General features: G+C 61.8%; 20 protein-coding genes and 1 pseudogene. 12 read left to right on the top strand and 9 right to left on the bottom strand.

Annotated features, from left to right (window positions below; genetic code table 11):
* Window positions 1-178: 178 nt before the first annotated feature.
* Both BW978_RS10490 and dnaG read right to left on the bottom strand, forming a co-directional pair.
* Complete coding sequence (locus BW978_RS10490) at window positions 179-1486, bottom strand: adenylate/guanylate cyclase domain-containing protein (protein WP_076394733.1); 1308 nt, start codon at window positions 1484-1486, stop codon at window positions 179-181.
* 81 nt (window positions 1487-1567) lie between these two features.
* Window positions 1568-3568 carry a DNA primase gene (gene dnaG, locus BW978_RS10485; protein ID WP_076394731.1) on the bottom strand — a complete coding sequence of 667 codons (2001 nt, stop codon included), beginning with the start codon at window positions 3566-3568 and terminating at the stop codon, window positions 1568-1570.
* A gap of 147 nt (window positions 3569-3715) precedes the next feature.
* Between dnaG and BW978_RS10480 the strand changes: the two genes are divergently transcribed.
* Complete coding sequence (locus BW978_RS10480; protein ID WP_076394729.1) at window positions 3716-4018, top strand: BrnT family toxin; 303 nt, start codon at window positions 3716-3718, stop codon at window positions 4016-4018.
* Complete coding sequence (locus BW978_RS10475; protein WP_054151566.1) at window positions 3981-4313, top strand: BrnA antitoxin family protein; 333 nt, start codon at window positions 3981-3983, stop codon at window positions 4311-4313. Before BW978_RS10480 ends, BW978_RS10475 begins: the two co-directional genes overlap by 38 nt.
* A 55-nt stretch (window positions 4314-4368) precedes the next feature.
* Here the strand turns inward: BW978_RS10475 and BW978_RS10470 are convergent, their stop codons facing one another.
* The gene (locus tag BW978_RS10470; RefSeq protein WP_076394727.1) at window positions 4369-4821 is read right to left on the bottom strand and encodes a GatB/YqeY domain-containing protein; all 453 of its coding nucleotides are present in this window, start codon (window positions 4819-4821) and stop codon (window positions 4369-4371) included.
* 316 nt (window positions 4822-5137) lie between these two features.
* On the opposite strand from BW978_RS10470, the gene carA reads away from it, so the two are divergent.
* On the top strand, window positions 5138-6343 hold the full coding sequence (gene carA / locus BW978_RS10465; RefSeq protein WP_076394725.1) for a glutamine-hydrolyzing carbamoyl-phosphate synthase small subunit: 1206 nt from the start codon (window positions 5138-5140) through the stop codon (window positions 6341-6343).
* A gap of 36 nt (window positions 6344-6379) precedes the next feature.
* Here the strand turns inward: carA and BW978_RS10460 are convergent, their stop codons facing one another.
* Window positions 6380-7729 carry an MATE family efflux transporter gene (locus tag BW978_RS10460; protein WP_244551938.1) on the bottom strand — a complete coding sequence of 450 codons (1350 nt, stop codon included), beginning with the start codon at window positions 7727-7729 and terminating at the stop codon, window positions 6380-6382.
* Window positions 7730-8083: 354 nt separating this feature from the next.
* On the opposite strand from BW978_RS10460, the gene BW978_RS10455 reads away from it, so the two are divergent.
* Window positions 8084-8563 (top strand): DUF2938 domain-containing protein, encoded by a 480-nt coding sequence (locus BW978_RS10455; protein WP_076394721.1) that lies wholly within the window; start codon window positions 8084-8086, stop codon window positions 8561-8563.
* Window positions 8564-8576: 13 nt separating this feature from the next.
* Here BW978_RS10455 and BW978_RS10450 read toward each other — a convergent pair whose 3' ends face one another.
* A complete protein-coding gene (locus BW978_RS10450; RefSeq protein ID WP_076394982.1) occupies window positions 8577-9500 on the bottom strand; it encodes a KPN_02809 family neutral zinc metallopeptidase in 924 nt (307 codons plus the stop codon).
* A 121-nt stretch (window positions 9501-9621) separates the two neighbouring features.
* On the bottom strand, window positions 9622-10290 hold the full coding sequence (locus BW978_RS10445; protein ID WP_076394719.1) for a glutathione S-transferase family protein: 669 nt from the start codon (window positions 10288-10290) through the stop codon (window positions 9622-9624).
* Between the two features lie 180 nt (window positions 10291-10470).
* Between BW978_RS10445 and BW978_RS10440 the strand changes: the two genes are divergently transcribed.
* Window positions 10471-11496 carry a zinc-dependent alcohol dehydrogenase family protein gene (locus BW978_RS10440; RefSeq protein WP_076394717.1) on the top strand — a complete coding sequence of 342 codons (1026 nt, stop codon included), beginning with the start codon at window positions 10471-10473 and terminating at the stop codon, window positions 11494-11496.
* Window positions 11497-11506: 10 nt separating this feature from the next.
* Here the strand turns inward: BW978_RS10440 and BW978_RS10435 are convergent, their stop codons facing one another.
* Window positions 11507-12994: an amidase gene (locus BW978_RS10435; protein WP_076394716.1), complete on the bottom strand. Its 1488-nt coding sequence runs from the start codon at window positions 12992-12994 to the stop codon at window positions 11507-11509.
* A gap of 207 nt (window positions 12995-13201) precedes the next feature.
* Between BW978_RS10435 and BW978_RS10430 the strand changes: the two genes are divergently transcribed.
* Entirely contained in the window at window positions 13202-15580 is a 2379-nt protein-coding gene (locus BW978_RS10430) for a methyl-accepting chemotaxis protein (protein ID WP_076394714.1), read from the top strand.
* Window positions 15581-15646: 66 nt separating this feature from the next.
* Here BW978_RS10430 and BW978_RS10425 read toward each other — a convergent pair whose 3' ends face one another.
* Window positions 15647-16366: a DUF1868 domain-containing protein gene (locus tag BW978_RS10425; protein ID WP_076394712.1), complete on the bottom strand. Its 720-nt coding sequence runs from the start codon at window positions 16364-16366 to the stop codon at window positions 15647-15649.
* Between the two features lie 249 nt (window positions 16367-16615).
* Here BW978_RS10425 and carB point away from each other — a divergent pair, with 249 nt between their 5' ends.
* A complete protein-coding gene (carB, locus tag BW978_RS10420) occupies window positions 16616-20098 on the top strand; it encodes a carbamoyl-phosphate synthase large subunit (protein ID WP_076394710.1) in 3483 nt (1160 codons plus the stop codon).
* A gap of 245 nt (window positions 20099-20343) precedes the next feature.
* A complete protein-coding gene (locus BW978_RS10415) occupies window positions 20344-20529 on the top strand; it encodes a hypothetical protein (RefSeq protein WP_076394708.1) in 186 nt (61 codons plus the stop codon).
* A gap of 21 nt (window positions 20530-20550) precedes the next feature.
* On the opposite strand, the gene BW978_RS10410 is transcribed toward BW978_RS10415, so the two are convergent.
* Window positions 20551-21408 carry a DMT family transporter gene (locus BW978_RS10410; protein ID WP_083697552.1) on the bottom strand — a complete coding sequence of 286 codons (858 nt, stop codon included), beginning with the start codon at window positions 21406-21408 and terminating at the stop codon, window positions 20551-20553.
* Between the two features lie 113 nt (window positions 21409-21521).
* On the opposite strand from BW978_RS10410, the gene BW978_RS10405 reads away from it, so the two are divergent.
* The 4 genes and pseudogenes from BW978_RS10405 (at window position 21522) to BW978_RS10390 (ending at window position 24674) form a co-directional block, all read left to right on the top strand.
* Complete coding sequence (locus BW978_RS10405) at window positions 21522-21950, top strand: SRPBCC domain-containing protein (protein ID WP_076394706.1); 429 nt, start codon at window positions 21522-21524, stop codon at window positions 21948-21950.
* 5 nt (window positions 21951-21955) lie between these two features.
* Window positions 21956-22200 (top strand): annotated as a pseudogene (locus BW978_RS10400) (MFS transporter); the annotation flags it as partial.
* 435 nt (window positions 22201-22635) lie between these two features.
* Window positions 22636-23973, top strand: a complete 1338-nt coding sequence (locus tag BW978_RS10395) for a sensor histidine kinase (protein ID WP_175616867.1) — start codon at window positions 22636-22638, stop codon at window positions 23971-23973.
* Entirely contained in the window at window positions 23970-24674 is a 705-nt protein-coding gene (locus tag BW978_RS10390) for a response regulator transcription factor (RefSeq protein ID WP_076394702.1), read from the top strand. Before BW978_RS10395 ends, BW978_RS10390 begins: the two co-directional genes overlap by 4 nt.
* Window positions 24675-24680: the final 6 nt, after the last annotated feature.

Here is a 24680-nt window from a genome sequence, read left to right as displayed (position 1 = left end):
TTCACCCTTGTGTGCTTGGATTGGTGATTCCCACAATTTTTCCTCGCGTCAAGCCTTTCTGGTGGCTGGACAGGGAAAATCAACAAATCAAGCCGTTCAACGGCGTCTTTATCACCGATCTTCGCAGATGTAGGACATTGGGCCGGAGAAACAAGAGGTAAAACCAGCAAGGGTCGAGTCATGTTACGGGGAAAGACTCGTTCTTGACGCCCGTCAAGAACCAGACGCGCATCGGCCCCTTGCCCTTGACTTCGATCTCGCCGCGCAGCTCGAAATCGAAACGGCCTTCCAGCCGCTGTTTCAGACAGTCGGCGACTTGAATGCGACCGGCAACGCCATGGGATTCCATATGCGCCGCCGTATTCACCGTATCGCCCCAGACATCGTAAAGGAGCTTGTTGGTGCCGATCACACCGGCCACCACCGGCCCGGTGTCGAGGCCGATGCGAACCTCGACCACCTCGCCCACCTGCTCCGAAATCTTGCGGCAACAGGCGATGATATCGAGCGCCATCAGAGCGACCGCCGTCTCGTGATCCGGCTTCGGCTCCGGAAGACCGCCGGCCACCATATAGGCATCACCAATCGTCTTGATCTTCTCCAGACCATGCGCGCTGGCAATCGCATCGAATTGCGAGAACACACGCCCGAGGAAGGCAATGACCTGTTGCGGCTGCCAGCGTGCCGCCCGTGGCGTGAAGTCGACGATATCGGCGAACAGGATGGTGGCAGAGGGGATCTGGTCGGCCACGACCTGCGTCCGGTGGTCGCGAAGCCGATTTGCCACCGCCTGCGGCAGGATGTTCTGCAGCAGGCGCTCTGAAAACTCATGCTCGGATTCCAGCGCCATCTCTGCCTGAGCCGCCTCCTTGAAGGCAAAGAAGGAGGTGGTAAAGATCAGGAGAAAGGCAAAGGGGACTGTCAGGTAGTAGAGCGTATTCAGAAAAATCGGCTCGACCCGGATGAAGTCGAGCGGCGCCACGAAGAGGATCTCGGTCGCAAGGAAGGCGGCCAGTCCGACAATGGTGACAAAGGCGGAAAGCAATAGCCGCTCGGCTCCGAAGACGAGCATGGAAGCCGCCGCCCCGGGCAGAAAATAGAAATGCAGCCCCGATTCCCGGCCAAAGAACATGCAGTAGCCGATCCCGAAGATCAGCCAGATCGTGCACAGGTAAAGCGCCCCAGAAATCGGTCCGTAGCGGTGAAAATAGGGGGTCAGCGCGTAGAAGATCACCTGAGGAGAAAAGGCAATGATCGCGGGTAGCAGGCCATACCAGTCATAGGCCACGTAGAGCAGCACGTAGGGAATGGTCATCAGGCTGACCATCGCTGCGATGATGTTGGTAACCGCGAGCCTGCGACGAATTCGCGGCGGATAACCGGCGGTTCCGATCCTTGCCACCCACCAGACGGCATTCGGCAGGCGCCAGAACGAGCGGAGCTTACGCCCGTTGCGGGCTATGAAATCGAACTCGTGCTGCGCCACTCTTGTTTCCGGTAACAATGGAACAGGACCTGAATCCCCCATTTGCCGCCGCAGTGCAACAGGTTTATGCAAACGATTACATCAGCCGTGTCCGGTCGCCGGTCCCTTGACGCGTCCAGACATCACGCCGAAGCCATCGATGATTGCCTCCTGGTTTTCCATGCGCGTCACTTCGAGTTGCACCTCATGCAAGGCGCTGATCACCTGCTCGATGCGCGCGCCATCGTCAGTTTCCGTCGCCTCCGCAATCTCCCGCTCCAACTCCATGCGCTGACGCTTCAAGGCCCTTGCCCGCTTGTAAAGCGCAAGCGCCTGGCGATAGCCCTCACGGGCATCCTCGGACGCAGCAATTTCCGTGGCGATCCAGAGCCTCGCATTGCGGATCTGCTGATCGAGACTACGCAGCAGCGTGCCGTGACCGTGGGCCTCGAGCTTCTGGATCAGGATTTCGCGGCTGAGCAACGGACCGGCTTCCGCAACAGCCGTCAGCAGCGACGACCACAGTTTCTGCAATCCCGCATGCTCGTAATCGATCGCGGCGACCTCATCATACTCGCCCTCGAGAAGCTGGGGATGATTGACGATGGTCAGCGCCAGCACGCTTTCCCTGAGCGTCGGCTGATCCAGCGCACCGCGCACGAGGCCTGATCGCGCCAGCCGGTCCGAAATCGTACCCCTGCTGGAAGCGACGGGACCCGGAGGACGTCCACCGTTGCGGGCACCCTGCCCCTGCCCCTGCCCGCGGCTGCCGCCCTGGAAATTGCCACGCTCTCCCCGGCCCGGCTGACTGCCCTGGAAGAAGCCATAGAGGCGGTCACGCACATCCTGCTGATAGTGGCGCCGGACGTTTTCGTCGGCGATGACGTTGACGATCTGCTTGAGCTTCGCTTCGAGTTCGGCGCGCTTTTCCGGCGTATCGAAGCCGCCGGCCTGCGTTTCGCGCATCCAGACCATTTCGGCGAGCGGCCGCGCCTCCGACAGCACACGGTCGAACGGCTGGCGCCCGTCGCGCTTGACGAGATCATCCGGATCCTTGCCGTCGGGAAGCATGGCAAAGCGGAGCGACTGCCCGGGCTTGATATGTGGCAGAGCCAGATCCACCGCCCGGAATGCTGCCCGCTGCCCCGCGCCGTCACCATCGAAGCAAAGCACCGGCACCGGGGTCGTCTTCCACATCAACTGCAACTGGTTTTCGGTCAGCGCCGTGCCGAGCGGCGCGACAGCATTTTCGATCCCGGCCTGATAGAGGGCGATCACGTCCATGTAGCCTTCGACAGCAATCAGGGTATCGGCGCCATCCGCCCCCTGCATCGCCCGCCGAGCGCGGGAGAAATTGTAGAGAACATTGCCCTTGTGAAAGAGCTCGGTCTCATTGGAATTGAGATACTTCGCCATCGCATCCGCCGCCATGGCCCGCCCGCCAAAGGCGATGACCTTGTCACGCGACGACAGGATCGGGAACATGATACGATCGCGGAAGCGATCATAGGAGACCGGGATATCAGGGCCATGCACGACGAGCCCGCAGGCTTCGATCTGCTCCTTCGGCACCCCCTTGGCGGCCAGATACTCCTTCAGCGCATTGCGGCTTTCCGGCGCGTAGCCGAGCCTGAACGTCTCGATGGTCCGCCCCGAGAGACCACGCTCTCGTAAGTAAGCCCTCGCTCGCGCGCCACTCGCCGTCTGCAGCTGATCCTGGAAGAACTGCGTCGCCATCTCCATGACGTCCTGCAGCGTCGTACGTTCCCGCTCGCGCCGCTCCGCTTGCGGATCGGGCTGCGGCATCGCAATCCCGGCCATATCGGCCACCTGCTGCACCGCCTCGACGAAGCTCAGTCCTTCAAGATCGGTCAGGAAGCGGAAGTGGTCGCCGGACACGCCGCAGCCGAAGCAATGATAGCGGCCCTTGCGATCCTCGCAGTGAAAGCTCGGGCTCTTTTCGCCATGGAAGGGGCAGCAAGCCCAGTAGTCCTGCCGGGACACGTTGGTCTTCTTGCGATCCCAGGTCACGCGGCGACCGACCACTGCCGAAATCGGCACGCGGTCACGGATCTCGTCGAGGAAGTCGCTGGAAAAACGCATCTGTATCCCTGGGAAGCTGATCTTCCATATAGGCGCCCACTGGCCAGAGCGCCAAGGCTTTCGCGCGGAGTGCCCGTTATTCACAGAGGTTGAACATCATGACGTTTGTATATACACTTGCAGCCGACGGATACGAGAGCCGCTGCCATGCGAAGCCTGGACGACATTCCGCAGGAAGAATGGGCCTTCGAGTGGGACGAGGTTAAACGGATCAGCAATCGCCACAAGCATGGAATCGACTTCGATGACGTTGTCTTGGCACTGGCCGAGCCTCGCCTTGAAACACAGACCCTGACCAACGGTGAATTGCGGATTATTGCGACTTGCCCGGAAAGCGGCGGATTGATTACCGCCGTCTACACCAAGAGAGGAAACGTCTGTCGGATCATATCCGCCCGCGTTGCGAGAAGAAATGAGCGAAGAGAATATCACGCGCACTACCATCTCTGAGATTCTGGAAAAACGGGCGCGGGGTGAAAAAAGCCAGACCGACTGGGCCCGCGTCGATGCCATGACGGACGAGGATATCGAGCGCGCCATGCGCGACGATCCCGACTGGAAGGATCACATGGACATCGACTGGTCCAAGGCAAGGATGGTGATCCCCGACAAGAAGAAGCCGATCTCGATCCGCCTCGATCCTGACATCATCGATTTCTTCCAGGCGACCGGAAAGGGCTACCAGACCCGCATCAACGCGGTCCTGCGCCATTTCGTCGACGAGCAGAAGCGCTCGAAACCCTGAAACGCAAGACGCCGCCCGGAGGCGGCGTCGAACGTCCGTGAATGAGGCAAGGCAGTTACTTCAGGAGATCCTTGACCACGCCCGAGGCCTTGCCGAAGTCCATCTGGCCGGCATAACGTTCCTTCAGCGCACTGATGCACTTGCCCATGTCGCGCAAGCCTTGCGCCCCGGTTTCGTTGATCACGGCAGCGCAGAGTTCACGCACCTTCTCTTCCGAGAGCTGCTCGGGCATGAAGGACTTGATGATGACGATTTCCTCGCGCTCCTGGGCAGCCAGTTCCGGGCGGTCGTTGTCGGCATAGATCTTGGCGGATTCGTCCCGCTGCTTGATCATCTTCATCAGGATCTGCATGATCTCATCGTCGCTGACCGGATCCTTGCCGGCACCGCGATGCGCAATGTCTCGGTCCTTGATCGCGGTCTGGATCAGACGCACGGTCGATGTCCGACGGACATCCTTGGCCTTCAAGGCTTCTTTCAGCGAGTTGGCGAGCGTGTCGCGTATCATTTTCTTCTCCGGGGAGCGGCCCCTTCGCTCTTAGCGATTGTGGCTTTTCCGTGTTTGTTGAGTGGTTCTCATAGCCAGACATTTGCTGCGGCGCAAACGAATTGAGCAAACCCTTGAAACGGCTTGGGAGAAATCCGCCCCGGAAACAACTCCGGAATTGACCTCTCCCTGCGATGCGTCTATTGCTCGGCACCTGCACGCAAATTGTCATCAGGGCCGAAAACGCGCGACTTCGCGCGCCCTCGATCTGCAACATAAATGGTCCTGCGAAACCGCTCCGACAAGGGGCCGGTACGCGGGCGAACAAGGAACAACCATGACCGCGACAGCCCCCTGGACGACCCGCAAGCCGACCGCCCTCCTCGTTCTCGCCGACGGCACCGTCATCGAAGGCCACGGAATCGGCGCGACCGGCAAGGTCCAGGCCGAGGTCTGCTTCAACACCGCACTCACCGGATACGAGGAAATCCTCACCGATCCCTCCTATCTCGGCCAGATCGTCACCTTTACTTTCCCGCATATCGGCAATGTCGGCACCAATGACGAAGACATCGAAGACCTGACGCCGGCAGCACGCCACGGCGCGGTCGGCACGATCTTCAAGGCCGACATCACGGAGCCTTCAAATTATCGTGCCGCAAGCCATCTCGACGCCTGGCTGAAGGCCCGTGGCATTATCGGCCTGTCGGGCATCGACACCCGCGCCCTCACTGCGTGGATCCGTGAGAATGGCGCCCCGAACGCCGTCATCGCTCATGATCCGAACGGCGTCTTCGACATTCAGGCGCTGAAGGCCGAAGCCAAGGCCTGGAGCGGTCTCGAAGGCCTCGATCTCGCCAAGGTTGCGACCTCGGGCCAATCCTCCGTCTGGAACGAGAAGGCCTGGTCCTGGACCGAAGGCCACACGACGCTCGGTGCGGACGACGCCAAGTACCACATCGTCTGCGTCGACTTCGGCGTGAAGCGCAATATCCTGCGTCTCTTCGCTGGCCTCGACTGCAAGGTCACGGTCGTGCCCGCAACCACCTCGGCGGAAGACATCATGGCGCTCAACCCGGATGGCGTCTTCCTGTCGAATGGTCCGGGAGATCCGGCAGCAACCGGCGAATATGCCGTGCCTGTCATCCAGAACCTCATCAAGACCGACAAGCCGGTCTTCGGCATCTGCCTCGGCCACCAGATGCTGGGCCTGGCGCTTGGCGGCCAGACCGAGAAGATGCACCAGGGCCACCATGGCGCAAACCATCCGGTGAAAGACTTCACCACAGGCAAGGTCGAGATCGTCTCGATGAACCATGGCTTTGCGGTCGACTCGAAGTCGCTGCCGGAAAGCGTTGAAGAGACTCACGTTTCGCTGTTTGACGGCACCAATTGCGGCCTGCGCCTCAAGGGCAAGCCGGTCTTCTCCGTGCAGCACCACCCGGAAGCCTCACCCGGCCCGCAGGACAGCCACTACCTCTTCCGCCGCTTCATCAACATGGTGCGCGAAACGAAGGGCGAACCGGCACTCGCCGAGCGCTGAGACGCTTTAATCAGATTGGAAATTAGCGGCCCGGGTTCATGCCCGGGCCGTTTGCATTTCATGCCGGACCTTCAGGTAGAAACGAAGGCTCAGCATGACGGCAGCGCTCGCGAGCCCAAGGCAGAAGCCGTACCAGATGCCGATGCCACCAATCCCAAGCGGGAAGGCCATGAGCCAGGCGAGGAAGAAGCCGATCGGCCAGTAGGAAACGAGCGCCAGGATCATTGGCACGCGCGCATCTTTCAGCCCGCGCAAGAGCCCAGCCGCAATTGCCTGCAACCCGTCGACCAGCTGGAAGAGCCCGGCCACCATGACCAACGGCCCTGCATAGGCCAGCACCTCGGCGGCGGCCGGGGCATTCTCGTTGATGAACGCTGCAGACAGTTGGTTCGGTACGAGAAGGAACAGAATTGCGCCGGACAGGGACATGAGACCGGCGATGCCAAGCACCGTGATCGATGCCCGCACCAGCTCCGGATAATTACCGCGCCCATGCGCGAGCCCGACCCGCACAGTGGCAGCCTGCGCTAACCCAAGCGGCAGCATGAAGGCGATCGAGGCGAGCTGCAGCGCAATGCCGTGGGCCGCCAGTTCGATCGTGCCGATCCGCCCCATCAAAAGCGAGGCAGCGCTGAACAGGCTGACTTCCGCGAGCACGGTGACGCTGATGGGCATCCCGAGATGCAGCACTTCGCGAAACGCCTGCCAGTCCGGTCGCCAGAAGCGCACGAAGAGCTCGTAGCGCCGCGTCTCGTCCCGGGTCTGGATGTAGATCACCATGGCGACGAAGCTCACCCACTGCACGATGACCGCAACGATCGCCGCCCCGGTCATACCGAGCGCCGGCAGGCCGAAGTGCCCGAGCACCAGCGCGTAGGCGAGGATCGCATTGAGGACGAGGATGCCGAGCGTCACCCACAGCACGATCCGGGCCCGGCCTGTCGCGCTGACCAGCGCACGCAAGACGGCAAAGAGAAGTGCCGGAAGCAGGCCGAGCTGGATGATGAAGACATAATTTGCCGCAAGTGCCGCCACCTCGGGCTTTTGGCCCAAAGCGAGCAGGATCGCCTCCGCATTGAAGAACAGCGGCATCGTTAGGATCACGTAGAGGATCGACACCCACATGCCCATGCGGATGGAGCGACGCACAGAGACGACGTCACCGCGTCCATAGGCCTGGGCAACCATGGGCATGACAGCCATGGAGAAACCGGATCCAAAGATGAAGATCGTGAAGAAGAACTGCCCGGCCAGCACCATGGCTGCGAGCGGCACCGCGCCCAGCTGACCGACGATGACCACATCCGTCGTGTGGATGCCGAGTTGCGCCAGCTGCGCGCCGATCAGGGGAATACCGAGCGACAGTGTCGCCCGGATATGCGACATCCAGGAGCCGGCGCCGACAGGCGCATGGCTTGAGGTTTCGATCGTGACGACATCAGTGTGCATGGCTTTATTCCAACGAAAAAAGCCGCTTCCAGAGCGTACTGGTGAGCGGCATGTCACATCGGGATAAGCGGCAACCTGCAATCCAGCAAGACGAAATCGACAACCTGCAAAATTATTGCGCGATGCATCAGCAAGATTGATGAAAATCAGGGCTTAAACATCAGATTTGAACCGAAATCCTCTCGAAAAACGGGGGATGTTGCCTGTTGCCGCGCAAAACGGCCTTTCTCTCGGCCGGAAACCGCCCATAGGTTCAATTCTCTATTTCCCAATCACAAGGGCGGATGAAGCATGTGGGAACTGATCTGGCGCGGCTCCATCATTGGGTTCGGCGCAACGCTTGCCATGGACCTCTGGGCCTTAATTCTGACCTTCGCCTTCCGCCAGCCCAAACCGAACTGGGCACCCGTCGGGCGTTGGTTCTATCACCTGAAATCCGGCACGGTGTTTCATCACACGATCGCAGATGCTGCGCCCTACCGCCACGAACAGGCACTTGGCTGGATAACCCATTATGCCGTCGGCATTGCCTACGGAATCATCCTCGCCCTCGCGCTCGGCTCAAGCTGGCTTGCCGAACCAACCCTGCTGCCGGCGTGGATCTGGGCGATTGCCACCGTTGCGGCCGGCTGGTTCCTGCTGCAGCCGGGCCTTGGGCTCGGCTGCGCCGCCTCGAAGACGCCGAACCCGAACAAGGTCCGCGCCCTCAACCTCTTGGCCCATACCGCCTTCGGTCTCGGCCTGTGGCTGACCGCACTGCTGATCCGCTGAAAGAACCGGCGCGTCAGATCGCGCCGGAGAAGGTGTCGCAGGCACCGACATTACCGCTGTCATAGCCACGCTTGAACCACTTCATCCGCTGCGCCGACGTGCCGTGATTGAAGGCATCGGGCACGACATAGCCCTGGCTGCGCTTCTGCAGTGTATCGTCGCCGATCTGCTGTGCGGCATTCAACGCCTCCTCCAGATCGCCGTCCGAAAGGATGCCCTCCTTGTCGGCGGATTTGGCCCAGATCCCGGCATAGCAATCGGCCTGCAGCTCGACCCGCACCGACATCTGGTTTGCCTCGCGCTGCCCCATCGAGCGGCGCTGGCGGTTGAACTCCGGGAGAACACCGGTGAGGTTCTGCACATGATGCCCGACCTCATGCGCGATCACATAAGCCTGCGCGAAGTCGCCGGCCGCATCGAACTGCTGCTCAAGCTGGTCGAAGAACTCCGTGTCGAGATAGACCTTGCTATCAGCCGGGCAATAGAACGGCCCCGTGGCCGAGGAGGCCTGGCCGCAGGGTGATGAGGTCGAGCCGGCAAAGAGTACAAGGGTCGGCTCCCGATAGTTTTCGCCGGAGGCCGAAAATATTGCATTCCAGGTGGTCTCGGTCTCGGCCAGAACCGTGCGCACGAAAGCCGTGGTGTCATCACTGGATTGGCCGGAAGGACGCTGTCCGATCGATTGCTCGTAGCCCGATCCGGCGCCCCCGACATTGCCCTCGCCCAGAACCTGCAGCATGTCGATGCCCATGGCCTTCAACACGAAGTAGATGACAACAAGGAAAATGATGGTGCCGATGCTTAAGCCACCGCCGCGCCGCCCGCCCATGGGGATCTGAATGCCGGAGCGCCCGAAGGGATTGCGGCCAAGGCCACCGGAGGATTGCCCACGCCGGTCCTCGACATTGTTCGACTGTCGCCGGCCTCGCCATTCCATGATGTTCTCCATCCACGCATCTGCCCCTGACAATGAGAAGATAGCCGAACTGTTCCACGACACCAGAGAGCCGACAACATTCTTCTGACGAAAGGCAAGCGACGAGCCGACCGAATGTCTGTCAGCTCTTGGCGTAGCCGTAGTCCCCACCCCGGGACAGCGCGCGTTGATAGGCCGGTCGCGCGCGAATCCGCTCGATCCAGCCTTTCAGCACGCTCACATCCTTGCCACCGGCGATCCGGGTCAGACCGGCTTCGACAGGAAAGCTCATCGCGATATCGGCGGCCGAAAATTCCCTCCCCGCGAACCAGCCGTCCCTAGCGACTTCGTTGATCCAGAGGTCGAGATGGTCGGAGAGCTGCGGGTCAAGCAGCTTGCGCGAGACGCCAAGGCTGATCATTTTGGCCACAGGCCGGATGAAGAAGGGCACCTGCCCCGGAATGCGCGCAAAGATCAGCTTCATCACCAGAAGCGGCATGGCCGATCCTTCGGCGTAATGCATCCAGTAGCGATAGCGAAGCCGCTCTTCGGTGCCGGCGGCGGGGCGCAACCCCTCCCCGCCATAGGTCTCGATCAGATATTCCATGATCGCACCACTTTCCGCCACCACGCGCCCCCCGTCCTCTATGACCGGCGACTTGCCGAGCGGATGCACCGCCTTCAGTTCCTTCGGCGCCAGGTATTCCTTCGTCCGATGATAGACCTTGACCTGATAGTCGAGCCCGAGCTCCTCAAGCAGCCAGAGAATGCGGTGGGCGCGCGAGTTGTCGAGATAGTGCACAGTGATCATCAGAGACGGCCCTTCGATTGTCGTTGCTTGAACTGTCTAGCGGTCGCCCCGACTGCCGTCGAGGCTGACAGCACAACTTTGTCGGTGACGGGAAGACCTATCGCACGCGCTGACGGCTTGGCAGTCCTCCTCCTGCATGCAAATCTGCAAGGACAGACAGTGCTTTGGGAGGAGCGACGAATGAAGGCGATGCGACTGGAGGCGACGGGCCAGCTTTTCACACGGGAGGTGGAAAAGCCAAAGGCCGGACCGGATGATCTCTTGGTGCGCGTCGAAGCCTGCGGCGTCTGCGGCACCGACCGGCATCTCTACCACGGTGAATTCCCCTGCACGCCACCGGTCACCCTCGGCCACGAATTCAGCGGCATCGTCGAAGAGATCGGCAGCGCTGTCACCGGCTTCAAACTCGGTGATCGCATCACGGGGGACCCTAACATCGCCTGCGGCCGCTGCAGCCACTGCGTCAACGGCCGGGTCAATCTCTGCCGGAACTTGAGAGCGATCGGCATTCATCGCGACGGCGGTTTCGCTGACTATGTGGTCGTTCCCCACAAACAGGCCTTTCTCCTGCCGCCAGACCTCGACCCGATGCACGGCGCCTTTTGTGAACCGCTTGCCTGCTGCCTGCACGGCATCGATCTTGCCGAGATCAAGGCCGGCTCTTCGGTCGTCGTGCTCGGCGGTGGCGTCATCGGCCTCCTCACGGTACAGCTCGCCCGCTTGGCAGGCGCAGCCACGGTCATCCTCGTGACCCGCCAGGCCGCCCGCCGCAAGCTCGCCGAAGAGGTCGGCGCAACCGCCAGCGTCGACCCTGCGCTAGGCGATGTCGTCATGCAGATCTCCGGCGAGACCGGTCTAGTTCCCGGCGGGGTCGACGTCGTCCTCGAATGCGCAGGCGTCGGCGAAACGGTCATTCAGGCGACGAAGCTTTTGCGTGCGGGTGGTACCGCCGTCATCCTCGGTGTGATGGCGCAGGGTGAAAAGGTGGCGATCGAGCCCTTCGACCTGCTCTTCCGCGAGGTGAAGCTGGTCACCTCCTTCTTGAACCCCTTCACCCACCACCGCGCAGCCGACCTGATCGCCTCTGGCAAAATCAAGGTCGAGAAGCTGATCTCGCGCAAGGTCTCGCTCGATGATGCGCCCGACGTTGTCAGCAACCCGCCGCAGCCGGGCGAGGTCAAGGTGCTCGTCGTGCCAGGCCTGTAAGCGGGGGCCGTCAGAGTGGCGGGCGTCTGTCCTTCCAGGGCCGCGCCTGCTCAAGCTGGCCTGCAAGCGAAAAGAGTGTGTCCTCCTCGGCGAAACGACCGACGAACTGCATGCCAATCGGCAAGCCCTCGGGCGACCAGCCTGTCGGAACCGACATGGCCGGCTGACCGGTGACGTTGAAGACAGGTGTCCAGGGAATGAACTCGAAGGTCTGGGCCGCCAGTTGCTCGGCAATCCCGAGCTTCTTCAATAGCCTGCCGCCGCCGACATAGCCGAGCACCGTCAAGAGCTTCTTCTCGATGGCGCTCGGCTGTAAGGCGCCGATCTTGACCGGCAAGGTCGACAGCACCGGCGTCATCAGCACGTCGACATCCTCGAAGAAACCGAGGATGGAGCGTGCCGACAGCGTGAGATAGCGATGGGCAGTAATGAGGTCTGAGGCGGTAAAACCTTCGCCGAGAAGCCCCATGCCGAAGGAGGAGGCGTCATAGTCCCCGGGACGGATCTTTACCCCAAAGGTCTTCGCTGTGAATTCAATATCGGCGCGAAGCTCACCGGCAAGAGCCGTCAGGAAGGCCATGGAAAAGGCCTCGCGCTCCACAGGAGGCGCCGCCTCGCTCACCTCATGTCCGAGATCGGCCAGAAGCTTTACCGTATCATCGAAGGCAGCCTTCACCTCCGGCGCCACCGCTTTGCCGAGCATCGGCTGGCGCGACACCGCGATCTTCAGCTTTCCAGGCGCGCGCTGGCAGGCCTTTAGGAATGTGCCTTCATACGTCGGCAGCGGATGGGGCGAACCGCGATCCGCTCCATGCGTAACGTCAAGGACGGCAGCGCTGTCGCGCACCGAGCGCGTCAGCACATGCTCGATGGCAAAACCGGACCAGGCCTCGCCGATGAAGGGACCGGCCGGTGTTCGCCCGCGCGTCGGCTTCATGCCGAAAACCCCACACGCAGACGCCGGGATACGGATGGACCCGCCCCCGTCACCACCCGAGGCGATCGGTACCATGCCGGACGCGACGGCCGCACCCGAACCGCCGGATGAGCCGCCAGGGGTGCGCGTGAGATCCCATGGATTGCGTGTCGGGCCATTCGCGCCCGGTTCGGTATAGGGCGTCAGCCCGAATTCGGGCGTGTTGGTGCGCCCGGCAATCACGAGGCCGGCCCTCTCCCATCGGCTCACCAATTCGCTATTGCCCTCTGCGACCCGCGTTGCCCAGAGCCGGTTGCCATTGCCAGTTGGCACACCGTCAATCTGCGCCAATAGGTCCTTGACCAGAAACGGAACACCGGAAAACGGACCGTCCGGCAGTACCTTCGCGACGCGCTGCCGCGCATTATCGAAGAGCGGTCGGACAACCGCATTGAGCTTGGGATTGACGGCATCGATCCGCGTGATCGCCGCCTCCAGCACCTCGCCGGCGGAAACCTCTTTGCGCTTGATCAGGTCGGCCAAAGCCAATCCGTCGAAGTCAGCATAATCCCTGAACACCATTACTTCCCCCACGGCCGACTCGTTCGAACACCCTCACCTTCCGGTCAATCCACACGTCGATCAAGCACCATCGGACTTAGTGGCTCACCCGAATATAAACACCTACTTAACCATGGCGGGCTAAAGTCTGCTCAAACGGCCGGTGGACACCGGCGCGGCGGACGCTGTCTGCCGCAACGCAGTCATAGGCTCATGAGGGAACGGCCCATGTTATTCAAATCCGCAACCAGCCGGAACATCTTCTCGACGGTGGCACTCGGCGTCGTGACGACCATTGGGGTGGCAGCGACAGTGGTTGGCATCAGCTATGGAGCGATCCGCGGCGCCGGTATCGACAAGATGCAGACGGCAGCCTCTGAAGCCGCTGCCGAGGTCAATCGCACGCTGAGCGTGGCCCATGAAATGGTCGCAGGCCTCGACTACTCGGTCTCGGCCCTCAGAGAACAAGGAATAGCCGACCGCGAGCTCGTCATGGCGGTTCTGACGAAGACGCTTGAAGGCTTTCCGGGAGCCATCGGCCTCTCCACAGGCTGGGAACCCAATGCCTTCGATGGAGAGGATGCAGAATTCGTCGGCAAACCCGTCCACGATCAAACCGGCCGCTTTGTGCCCTACATCTATCGCGCCGGTGGTGAGATCAAGACCGACGTGCTGGTCGACTATGACAAGCCGGGCGCCGGCGACTACTACCAGTTGCCGGTCAAGACCGGGAAGACGGTCCTGCTCGAGCCCTATGTCTATCCGGTGGACGGCAAGGACGTCCTGATGACGACAATCTCGATCCCGGTGATGGAGAACGGCAAGGCACTCGGCTACGTCGGCGCAGACATCGACCTCGACAAGACGGCCGCCGATCTCGCGGCCAAGCGCCCCCTGGGCGACGGTTATATCGCCCTCCTCTCCTCCGCCAACGCCTTCGTCAGCCATCCGGACAAGGCGGCTATGGGCAAGGCGCTAAAGGACAGTGGTCTCGATACCGCCGCCTGGGAAGGCCTGCTGAAATCTCCCGGTTCGGTCGGCACCATGGTCGACAAGGATGGCGTCGAGCGCATGGCCATTGCCGTCCCGATCGAGCCCGTCCCCGGCGCCGTCTGGAATGTCGTGGTCGCCGTCCCGAGCGCGACGGTACTCGGTGTCCTGACGGAGACCGTCTGGACCTCCGCCCTCATCATCGCCGGCGCCACCATCATCCTCATTGTCGTTGGCTGGCTGCTCGCGCGCCGCTTTATCGGTCGCATCAACCGCGTCATCGGCCAAACCACCGACATTGCCGCCGGTCGCCTCGACGTCGAACTAACCGACAAGGAGCGTTTGGACGAGTTGGGTGACCTCTCCCGCTCGCTCGCTGTCCTTCTCGACAGCAACCGCAAGAAAGTCGCGCTCGAGAAGGAAGCAGAGGCCCGCTACGAGCAGGAAGAGATCGAACGCGTCGAACGCTCCAAGGGCCATAAGGCTCGCGAGGAAGAAATCCGCCTCGTGGTCGACGAACTGCGCTCCGGCCTCGCCCGCCTTTCGGATGGCGACATGACCGTCCGTCTGGAAAAGCCTTTCTCGCCGGCCCTCGACGAAATCCGCGGCAATTTCAACGATTCGATCGAGAAGCTGCGCACCGCAATGATCTCGTTCCGCGACAACGCGACCACCATCGAGAACGGCTCGAACGAAATCCGCTCTGCCGCCGACGATCTGGCGCGCCGCACCGAACAGCAGGCGGCCTCGGTCGAGGAGACATCCGCAGCTCTTTCGCAGATCACCCGCTCCGTCAAGGAATCGACCCAGCGCGCCGAAGAGGCCGGCCAGCAGGTCAGCCGCACCAAGGAAAGCGCCGAACGATCCGGTGAGGTGGTGCGCTCTGCGATCGATGCGATGAGCGCCATCGAACAGTCATCGCAGTCGATCTCCAACATCATCGGCGTGATCGACGAGATCGCCTTCCAGACCAACCTGCTGGCCCTCAATGCTGGCGTCGAGGCAGCCCGCGCAGGCGAAGCCGGCAAGGGCTTTGCCGTCGTCGCCCAGGAGGTTCGCGAGCTCGCGCAGCGCTCGGCCAATGCAGCTAAGGAAATCAAGGCCCTGATCACCGCCTCCGGCGAACAGGTCAAGCATGGCGTTTCGCTCGTCGATGAGACGGGAGAGGCCCTCTCCGCCATCGTCGCCGAAGTGCAGCAGATCAACACCAACGTCCATGCAATCGTTGATGCCGCACGCGAACAGTCGACCGGCCTTCACGAGATCAATGCCGCAGTCAACATCATGGACCAGGGCACCCAGAAGAACGCTGCCATGGTCGAAGAGACCAATGCGGCCTCTCACACGCTGGTCACCGAAGTGCAGTCGCTCTCGGCCCGTCTCGCCCAGTTCAACCTCGGCTCCGGTCCGCGACAGCAGGCGTCATCGGCGCCTGCCGCTCGCAGCTTTACCGCGCCTACACAAACGGCGGCCCGTCCGGTGACCCCGTCTCGTCCTGCAACGGTCGCCGAAACGGCGCGCCCGGTCGCCTCCCCGGCTCGCGCCCTTGCCAGCAAAATCGCCTCCGCTATGGGCGCCAAGCCCGCCCCAAGCGGCGCGGAATGGGAAGAATTCTGAGATCGCCTGAAAGACACATGTTTGAAGTGGCGGGCCTAGGCCCGCCATTTTTCGTTCTGGCATGCCTCAAGCCGGCTCGAAGACCAGTAGCTCTTCGAAATGGTTCATGTCATCGAAGGCACAGAAGGCCGGCGCCCTGAGTTCGATGACGGGAGCGCGACGGCGAATGTCTGCGGCAACCTCCTCCAGAAACGGAATCCAGGCCGACAGCGTCTCATCCTCGAAACGCTCGATCATGTAGGCAAAGGTGATGTGGAAGGCATAGGTCTCGTGGTCCGGATGCCGGTAGCCGAGGAGGTCCGCGAGCCGGTCGCGCCAGTCCTTGAGGGCGGCGCGGTCGCCATCGGTCACCCCATCAACGACCAGCCCGAGCGGCGTCGCGTGTTTCACCTCGACGGAGAAGGCTTGCCCTGAACGGAAATGCGCCAGCCGATCCATGAAGATGCCCGTCATGTCGTCGATCGGCGTTTCGACCGGCACATCACCCGGCCAGTAGGGCAGCGCCCGTCGCGTCTCGATGACCCCCTGGAAGAGCGTCATATGCAGGCTGGACTGCGCAGTGAAGGCGAGTTTGTCAGCACCCGGCATCGACGGGTAACGCGTCCGAGCCTCGAGAATCGCAGCAGCAGACTCCGACCCCTCGACCAGATGGCAGACCACGGTATTGCCGCGCTCAGTCAAAAACCTGCCGGAGGTATCGTAGCGGATCCCATGATGCGGGATTGGCCCGGGATTGAGGCTGCGGGAGGAGAAACGAAGATGGTCGGGGAGTTCCAGGATGGTCATGAGCAGGTCCTTTGGGTCTGATCCGCTTGCGGTAATCGTCCTGCACGAAGCGCGTATGACGGCCACCCCAGGAGAGCGCCAAAGTCCCTCCCCAACTTTCCTGTCGGAGGCTGCAAATATGGGGTTCCTTCCCGACCAACATTTCCCTATAAGCCGCTTCTAGCCTGAAAAGACCATCTCTCTGCGCCCGGCCGGTGACCTCCCTCACCCAGGCCGGTTTTTCGCGCAGGTCAAAGAACGGATAGAGCCATGCCCAAGCGCCAAGACATCAAGTCCATCCTCATCATCGGCGCGGGGCCGATTGTCATCGGCCAGGCATGTGAATTCGACTATTCCGGCACCCAGGCCGTGAAGGCGCTGAAGGAAGAAGGCTACCGGGTCATCCTGGTCAATTCCAATCCAGCCACGATCATGACCGACCCCGGCCTTGCCGACGCAACATATGTCGAGCCGATCACGCCTGAAGTGGTCGCCAAGATCATCGCCAAGGAGCGCCCGGACGCGCTGCTCCCCACCATGGGCGGCCAGACGGCGCTCAACACCGCGCTCTCCTTGAAGCGCATGGGCGTTCTCGACCGCTACAATGTCGAGATGATCGGCGCCAAGCCCGCCGCCATCGACATGGCCGAAGACCGCGCCCTGTTCCGCGAAGCAATGACCCGCATCGGGCTTGAAACCCCGAAGTCGATGCTCGCCAACGCAACCGAGATCAAGGACGCCGACCGCAAGACGCATGAAGCAGCCCGCAACGAGCTGAAGGCAAAGCTGTCGGGCGCTGAACTCGACAAGGCGCTCGACGAACTGGAAAACCAGTGGAACCTTGGTGAGACCGACCGCAAGCAGCGCTATATGGGCCATGCCATGGCGATTGCCGCCCAGGCGCTCGACCATGTCGGCCTGCCCGCCATCATCCGCCCCTCCTTCACCATGGGCGGCACCGGCGGCGGCATCGCTTACAACCGTTCGGAATTCTACGAAATCATCAATTCCGGCCTCGACGCCTCTCCCACCACCGAAGTCCTGATCGAAGAATCGGTCCTCGGCTGGAAGGAGTATGAAATGGAAGTCGTCCGCGACAAGGCGGACAACTGCATCATCGTCTGCTCGATCGAGAACATCGATCCGATGGGCGTGCACACCGGCGATAGCATCACGGTCGCCCCGGCGCTGACGCTGACGGACAAGGAATACCAGATCATGCGCAACGCCTCGATCGCGGTTCTCCGCGAGATCGGCGTTGAAACCGGCGGTTCGAACGTGCAGTTCGCCGTCAACCCGGCAGATGGCCGCCTCGTCGTCATCGAAATGAACCCGCGCGTCTCACGCTCGTCGGCTCTGGCGTCCAAGGCAACCGGCTTCCCGATCGCCAAGATCGCTGCCAAGCTCGCCATCGGCTACACGCTCGACGAACTCGAAAACGACATCACCGGTGGTGCAACGCCGGCCTCTTTCGAACCGTCGATCGACTACGTCGTCACCAAGATCCCGCGCTTTGCTTTCGAAAAATTCCCCGGTGCCGAACCGACGCTGACCACCGCGATGAAGTCGGTCGGTGAAGTCATGGCCATCGGCCGCACCTTCGCCGAATCGCTGCAGAAGGCACTGCGCGGTCTCGAAACGGGTCTCACTGGCCTCGACGAAATCGAAATCCCGGGCCTTGATCAGGGCGACGACAAGAACGCCATCCGTGCCGCCATCGGCACGCCGACGCCAGACCGCCTGCGCATGGTCGCCCAGGCGCTGCGCCTCGGCATGTCGCCGGAAGAGGTCCACGAAGGCTGCAAGATCGACCCGTGGTTCATCGCCCAGTTCAAGGCGATCACCGACATGGAAGCCCGCGTGCGCGAGCACGGCCTGCCGCAGGATGCCGAAAACCTGCGCACGCTGAAGGCCATGGGCTTCTCCGACGCCCGCCTCGCCTCGCTCTCCGGCAAGCGCCCGAAGGAAGTGGCAGAGCTCCGCAACGGCCTGAACGTCCGCCCGGTCTTCAAGCGCATCGACACCTGCGCTGCCGAATTTGCCTCGCCGACCGCCTACATGTACTCGACCTACGAGACGCCTTTCGTCGGCGAACTGCGCTCGGAAGCCCAGGTCTCCGACCGCAAGAAGGTCGTCATCCTCGGCGGTGGCCCGAACCGCATCGGCCAGGGCATCGAGTTCGACTATTGCTGCTGCCATGCCGCCTTCGCGCTCAAGGACGCCGGCTTCGAAGCGATCATGATCAACTGCAACCCGGAAACGGTGTCCACCGACTACGACACGTCCGACCGCCTCTATTTCGAGCCGCTGACGGCTGAAGACGTGATCGAGATCCTGCGCGCCGAGCAGGAAAAGGGCGAAGTCGTCGGCGTCATTGTCCAGTTCGGTGGCCAGACCCCGCTAAAGCTCGCCGAAGCGCTGGAAAAGAACGGCATACCGATCCTCGGCACAGCACCCGACATGATCGACCTTGCCGAAGACCGCGACCGCTTCCAGAAGCTCCTGATGAAGCTGGATCTCACGCAGCCGAACAACGGGATCGCCTACTCCGTCGAGCAGGCCCGCCTCGTCGCCGGCGAGATCGGCTTCCCGCTGGTCGTGCGCCCCTCCTATGTTCTGGGCGGCCGCGCCATGCAGATCATCCACAATGAAAGCATGCTGCAGAGCTACCTGCTGGATACGGTTCCGGGCCTGGTGCCTGAGGACATCAAGCAGCGCTACCCGAACGACAAGACCGGGCAGATCAACACCCTGCTCGGCAAGAACCCGCTCCTCTTCGACAGCTACCTCACCAACGCAATCGAAGTCGACGTCGACGCACTCTGCGATGGCGAGAGCGTTTTCGTCTCCGGCATCATGGAGCATATCGAGGAAGCCGGCATCCATTCGGGCGACAGCGCCTGCTCGCTCCCCTCGCGTTCGCTCTCCAAGGAAACCCTCGACGAGCTCGAACGCCAGACGGCCGCCATGGCCAAGGCGCTCAATGTCGGTGGCCTGATGAATGTCCAATACGCCATCAAGGACGACGTCATCTACGTGCTCGAAGTCAACCCGCGCGCCTCGCGCACGGTGCCCTTCGTGGCGAAGACCATCGGCGCGCCGATCGCCAAGATCGCCGCCCGCATCATGACCGGCGAAAAGCTCGACGATGCGATTGCCGCCTATGGCGCAAAGCCGGATCCGCGCAATCTCAAGCACATCGCCGTCAAGGAAGCCGTCTTTCCATTTGCCCGCTTCCCCGGTGTCGATACACTGCTGGGCCCGGAAATGCGCTCGACCGGCGAAGTCATCGGCCTCGACACAGACTTTGCGCTCGCCTTCGCCAAGAGCCAGCTCGGTGCATCCGTCGAGCTGCCGCGTGACGGAACGGTCTTCGTCTCGGTCCGCGACGAGGACAAGGTCCGCGTCCTGCCGGCAATTCTCATCTTGGCGGAAATCGGCTTCAAGGTCATGGCAACGGGTGGAACCCAGCGCTTCCTCGCTGAAAACGGCATCGAGGCGATCAAGATCAACAAGGTGCTTGAGGGACGTCCGCATATCGAGGACGCGATCCGCAACCGTCAGGTCCAGCTGGTCATCAACACGACCGACGGCAACAAGGCGATCTCGGACTCAAAGTCGCTCCGCCGCGCCGCCCTGATGCAAAAGGTACCCTATTATACGACGATGGCCGGTGCCCTCGCCGCCGCCGAAGCCATCCGGGCACTGAAGAGCGGCCAGCTTGAGGTTCGCCCGCTGCAGAGCTACTTCTGAGGCGAACACGCTTCAGCCGTCCTGCGCTTAGCTTGATACTGCATTGAAACGACAAAATCGTCGCATCTCCAGATGCGGCGATTTTGTTTTCACGCAAAATAGACGTAGCTTCGCCAAGGGCGCCGGATAGACATCACACTCTGAACAGTGACTGGTCCCTCGTGTCACACATTGAACTCTGTCTCCGCTGCCTATGTTAAGGGGATCGATCCTCCCCGACCGGCAGACGAGACAGGTCAACCGTCATGTTTCTCGATCTCAAGAACTACACGCCGCCGCCAGAGCCACCACCGAGCCGGGGGCCGGAGCCTCTGACGCCGCGCCAGCAGAAGGCCCTGGCCTGGATCGTCGGGCTGAACATCATCCTGCTGTTCATCGCGCCCATCGGCGGCGCAACGGTCATTTCGGGATTGCTCGAATTCTTCAACTGACCAAGCCGAACCTCGGCGCTTTCAGGCCTGCCGCTTCTGCTTGGCGAAAATAGCAAAGGCGATGCCGCCAATGACGAAAGCGGCCGCCACGACAAAATGCAGGGTCAGCCGCTCATTGAGGAAGAGGATCGCACCGAGCGCCGCAATGACCGGGACGGACAGCTGAATGAGGGCCGCCTGAAACGTGGTGAGCCCCCGCAACGCTCTGTACCAGACGGAATAGCCAAGCCCTGACGCAACGATGCCAGACCCGAGGGCGAGGAGAACGCCTGCGAGCGTCGCCGTCTCGTAAACCAGGGCGAATCCTGCCAGCGGCAGGCAAAAGGCGGAGGCCCGGACGAAATTGCCGGCAGTCTCGCCAATCGGATCGCGCGAGCCTCGACCGCGCAGCGTATAGACAGCCCAAGCCATGCCCGAGGCGATCATCAGCAGGCTGCCGACGAGATCCGGTCGTCCCACGCCGGGCAGGATGAGATAGACGAAGGCGCCGAAAGCGATCGCAAAGCCGATCACCTCCCGCAGGCTCGGCCGATCGCCCTTGAAAAGACCGAAGGCCAGCATGCTCGCCTGGACGGACGAAAAGAGGATCAGCGCCCCGGTCGCAGCCCCAAGCGAAAGATAGGCCGCGGAGAAGGCGATGGCATAAACGAAAAGAGCCGCAGCCGCCCACCAATCACCCGGCAGGCGTCTGTCAACCGATGCAGACTGAAGCGGCCCGCGCCGCATCAGGCCGTAAAGGACCAGCGCCCCGGAAACGATACGGACGGCGGTATAGCCCGCAGCCTCGATCGACACGGTGCCGAGCGCTTCTCGCGCCAGGAGCGAATTGGCAGCGAAGGCCAGCATGGCGACGGCGGTCAGTACGAATGTCGAATGCAACTGAATTACCCCTCCCAAACCCTGCCGTGTCGCGAGACTATCCGGCCGGGTCTGCCACGTGTTAAACGCGAAGCCTCCCATCTTGGCAAGCTGTGATCGTCTGGAGGTTTTTGATGGAAAAGCTGCACATTGTCACCGAACGCATCATCGACATTCCGGCCGAAACCCTGTTCGCCGCCTTCGCCGACCCGGTGACCCTTGCCCGCTGGTGGGGACCGCACGGCTTCACCAACGAAATCACCCATTTCGACTTTTCGCCCGGCGGTGACTGGCGCGTCACCATGACAAATTCCGACGGCACCGGCTTTGCCAATCGCTGGACCTTTCAGGCGATTGAGGCGCCGTCACGCATACTTGCCCTCCACCATGAACCGATGCATGTCTTCACGCTCGAGGTGACCTTCGCCACGGAGGCCGAGGGAACACGCATGACCTGGCACATGCAGTTCGACGACACGCCGGAAAACCGCGAGATCGAGCGCTTCATTGCTGCGGCGAACGAACAGAACTTTGATCGGCTCGTGGCGGAGCTTGGCGCCTAGAGGCCATGCTCGCAATCAGTCAACATCGGATCGGCCTCTTCATCCTGTCGATTGCCTCCCTGATCTATTCGATGGACCTCTCGGTCCTGTTTCTCGCCATGCCAGCGATCCTGCCCGACCTCGATCCGTCGGCCCCCTAGCCTTACGGATCGACGACATCTCCGTCTTCATGGTCGCCGGCTTTCTCGACACAACAGACACGCCGGGCGGCCGCTTCGGTCGGCGCAAGGTCTTGCTGAGGGGTGGCTTCGTGCGGCGACATTTCCCACTGCCGTGCGGCACTCAAAGCCACCTGCAACCGCTCTCAACAGCAGAAAAAAGGATGCCGGCGGCGCGCGGCCCGGCTAGAGAAGAAAGACCTCGTCTCAAATCATGACAGCGGCGAACGATGAAACGCACACGACTTGACCTATCCCTGCGTTATGTGACCCAGCTGCGGCTGGCCTTTCTGGGCCTGGCCATCCCAACCGTCGTCCTTGCTTTCGCCGGCTGGTATGTGCTGAACGAATCCCAGTACCGCGTCGAGCGCGGGCGCATTGCCCACGACATTTATTCAGCACTCCTCAGTTTCGATCTGGAAAAGGCGGCACTTCGCAACTGGAGCCTCCGCAGATTGCTGAATGAACCCGGAGAACCTGCCCAGCTCGACGCCATCTTCGAGCGCATGGATGGCCTGATAGCACGGGTGGCGGAAAAGGCCGGCCTGGCGCGTGACATGGATCGTGCTCGCCACAAGAACCTCGTGGAGCATGAAGAAAGAACGAAGCTTCTTGCCTTTTTGAAGGAGGTCGCCGCCAGCCTCGAACAGGAGACAGCCTCCCTGCCGTCATCCCCCTCGCCCACGGTCTCGCGCATGGCCGAGGTCGATACCCAGTTCGGCCAGGTTCAGGGGGTCTCACCCGCCGAGGCCCTTAAAAAAGCTTTGGCGACCGAGGGAGTGGCGCTGGAGGCGGAACGGACGCGGGCCGATGCCGGGTTGGCGACCGCACGCCAGCTCTTTCTGTTCGCCGGCGGATTTGGACTGTTTGCCACCTTTGTCCTCGCCACCTTTCTGGTCAGCCGCTTCCGTCAACCGCTGGAACAGCTGGAACAGGGTTTGAGCGCCTATCAAAAAGGCAATTTCTCCTATCGTTTTCAACGCTTTCGCGATCTCGAATTCCGTCATCTCGGCGACCAGCTGAACAGCATGGCGGGTGAGGTCGAGCAGTCCCGCAACCGCGCCACCGAAGACAGGATTGAGCTTGAACAGCAGGTAGCCACCCGCACTGCCGAACTCAGCCGCACCGTGGATGAACTTGCGGCATCGGAAGGAGCACGTGCCCAATTGCTTGCCGATATCGGCCATGAACTGCGCACCCCGGTCACCGTGATCCGCGGTGAAGCCCAAGTGGCCCTTAGACAGAAAAATCCTGACAGCAGCGCCTATCGGGCCGCCTTGGAACGGATCGTCACGGTCTCGCGCCAGATGGGCCACCTGATCGAGGATCTGCTGGTGCTGGTGCGCGATCCGAAGGCCCGGCCGGTGATCGAGTGTTCAGAGCTGGTACTTGGTGAGGTGATCCATTCGGCCCTGGAGGCTGCCGGCGCCATTGCGGCCGAACGGGCCGTTCAGCTCAAAGGGCCGGACCCTCTGCTAAAGGATGTGGTCGAGGCGGATCCCAACCGGCTCCGCCAGGTTCTGGTTTGCCTCATCGACAATGCCATCCGCTATTCGCATCCCGGTGGCGAAGTGCAGGTAAACGTCGCAAAAGCCGCGGCTGAGCGTATCGAGATCGACATCATCGACCAGGGCATCGGCATCAGCGCCGAAGACCTGCCCCATGTTTTTGATCGCGGCTGGCGTTCAAGCAAGGCCCGCATGCACAGACCGGATGGTCTCGGACTTGGTCTGGCCATCGCCTGGCAGTTAGCCGAGGCCCAGGGCGGCAGCCTGATGATCTTGGGACCGCCACAGGGTACCGGCACGCTTGCACGCCTAAGCCTGCCGCTGTCGCCGCCCTTGACGGATGAGGAGCCTCAATGAACATTCTCCTGATCGAGGACGATGTCCGGGTTGCCGATTTTCTGCAGCGCGGCCTGCAGGCCGAGGGCTATACCGTCACCTGGTTCCGAAACGGCCGCGAGGGCCTGGCCGCCGCCGAGGCTTTTGCCCGTACCTGCACGACGGAGAACCTGGCAGGTGTTGTCATTCTTGATGTCATGTTGCCGGAACTCGATGGATTGAGCCTCTGCCAGATGCTGCGCCAGCGCAACCACCAGGTCCCGGTCTTGATGTTGAGCGCCATGGGAGAAAGCCAGGAGCGCGCTGATGGCTTGCGACGCGGGGCCGATGACTATTTGGCCAAACCCTTTGATTTCGATGAATTGCTGGCCCGAATTGAAGCGCTGATGCGTCGGACAAAGGCCACCACTGCGCCCAAGCTTTTGCAGATTGGTCAGATTATCCTGGATCGGCAACTGCCGGGTCTGCGCAGCGCAACTGGCGAGGTCCTGCTCAGTGCATTGGAAATGGCAATGATCGAACTGCTGGCCGCACAGGCCGGGGCAACGGTCAGCCGAGAACGCATTCTGGCGCGGGTCTGGGCGGCCGATCGTGATCCGCTGACCAATGTCGTCGATGTCTATGTCAGCCGGCTGCGGCGTAAGCTTGCCAGTCTGGACCCCGATGTGAAGATCACGGCCATCCGGGGTCTCGGGTATCGCCTGACGGTGACGCGCCCCTGAGGGGTT

Origin of the sequence: Rhizobium sp. RU33A (assembly GCF_900156055.1) — a bacterium.
Taxonomy (GTDB): Bacteria; Pseudomonadota; Alphaproteobacteria; order Rhizobiales; family Rhizobiaceae; genus Allorhizobium.
The sequence above is the reverse complement of the archived record's forward strand: the minus strand, read 5'-3'. Positions and strand labels throughout refer to the sequence as shown.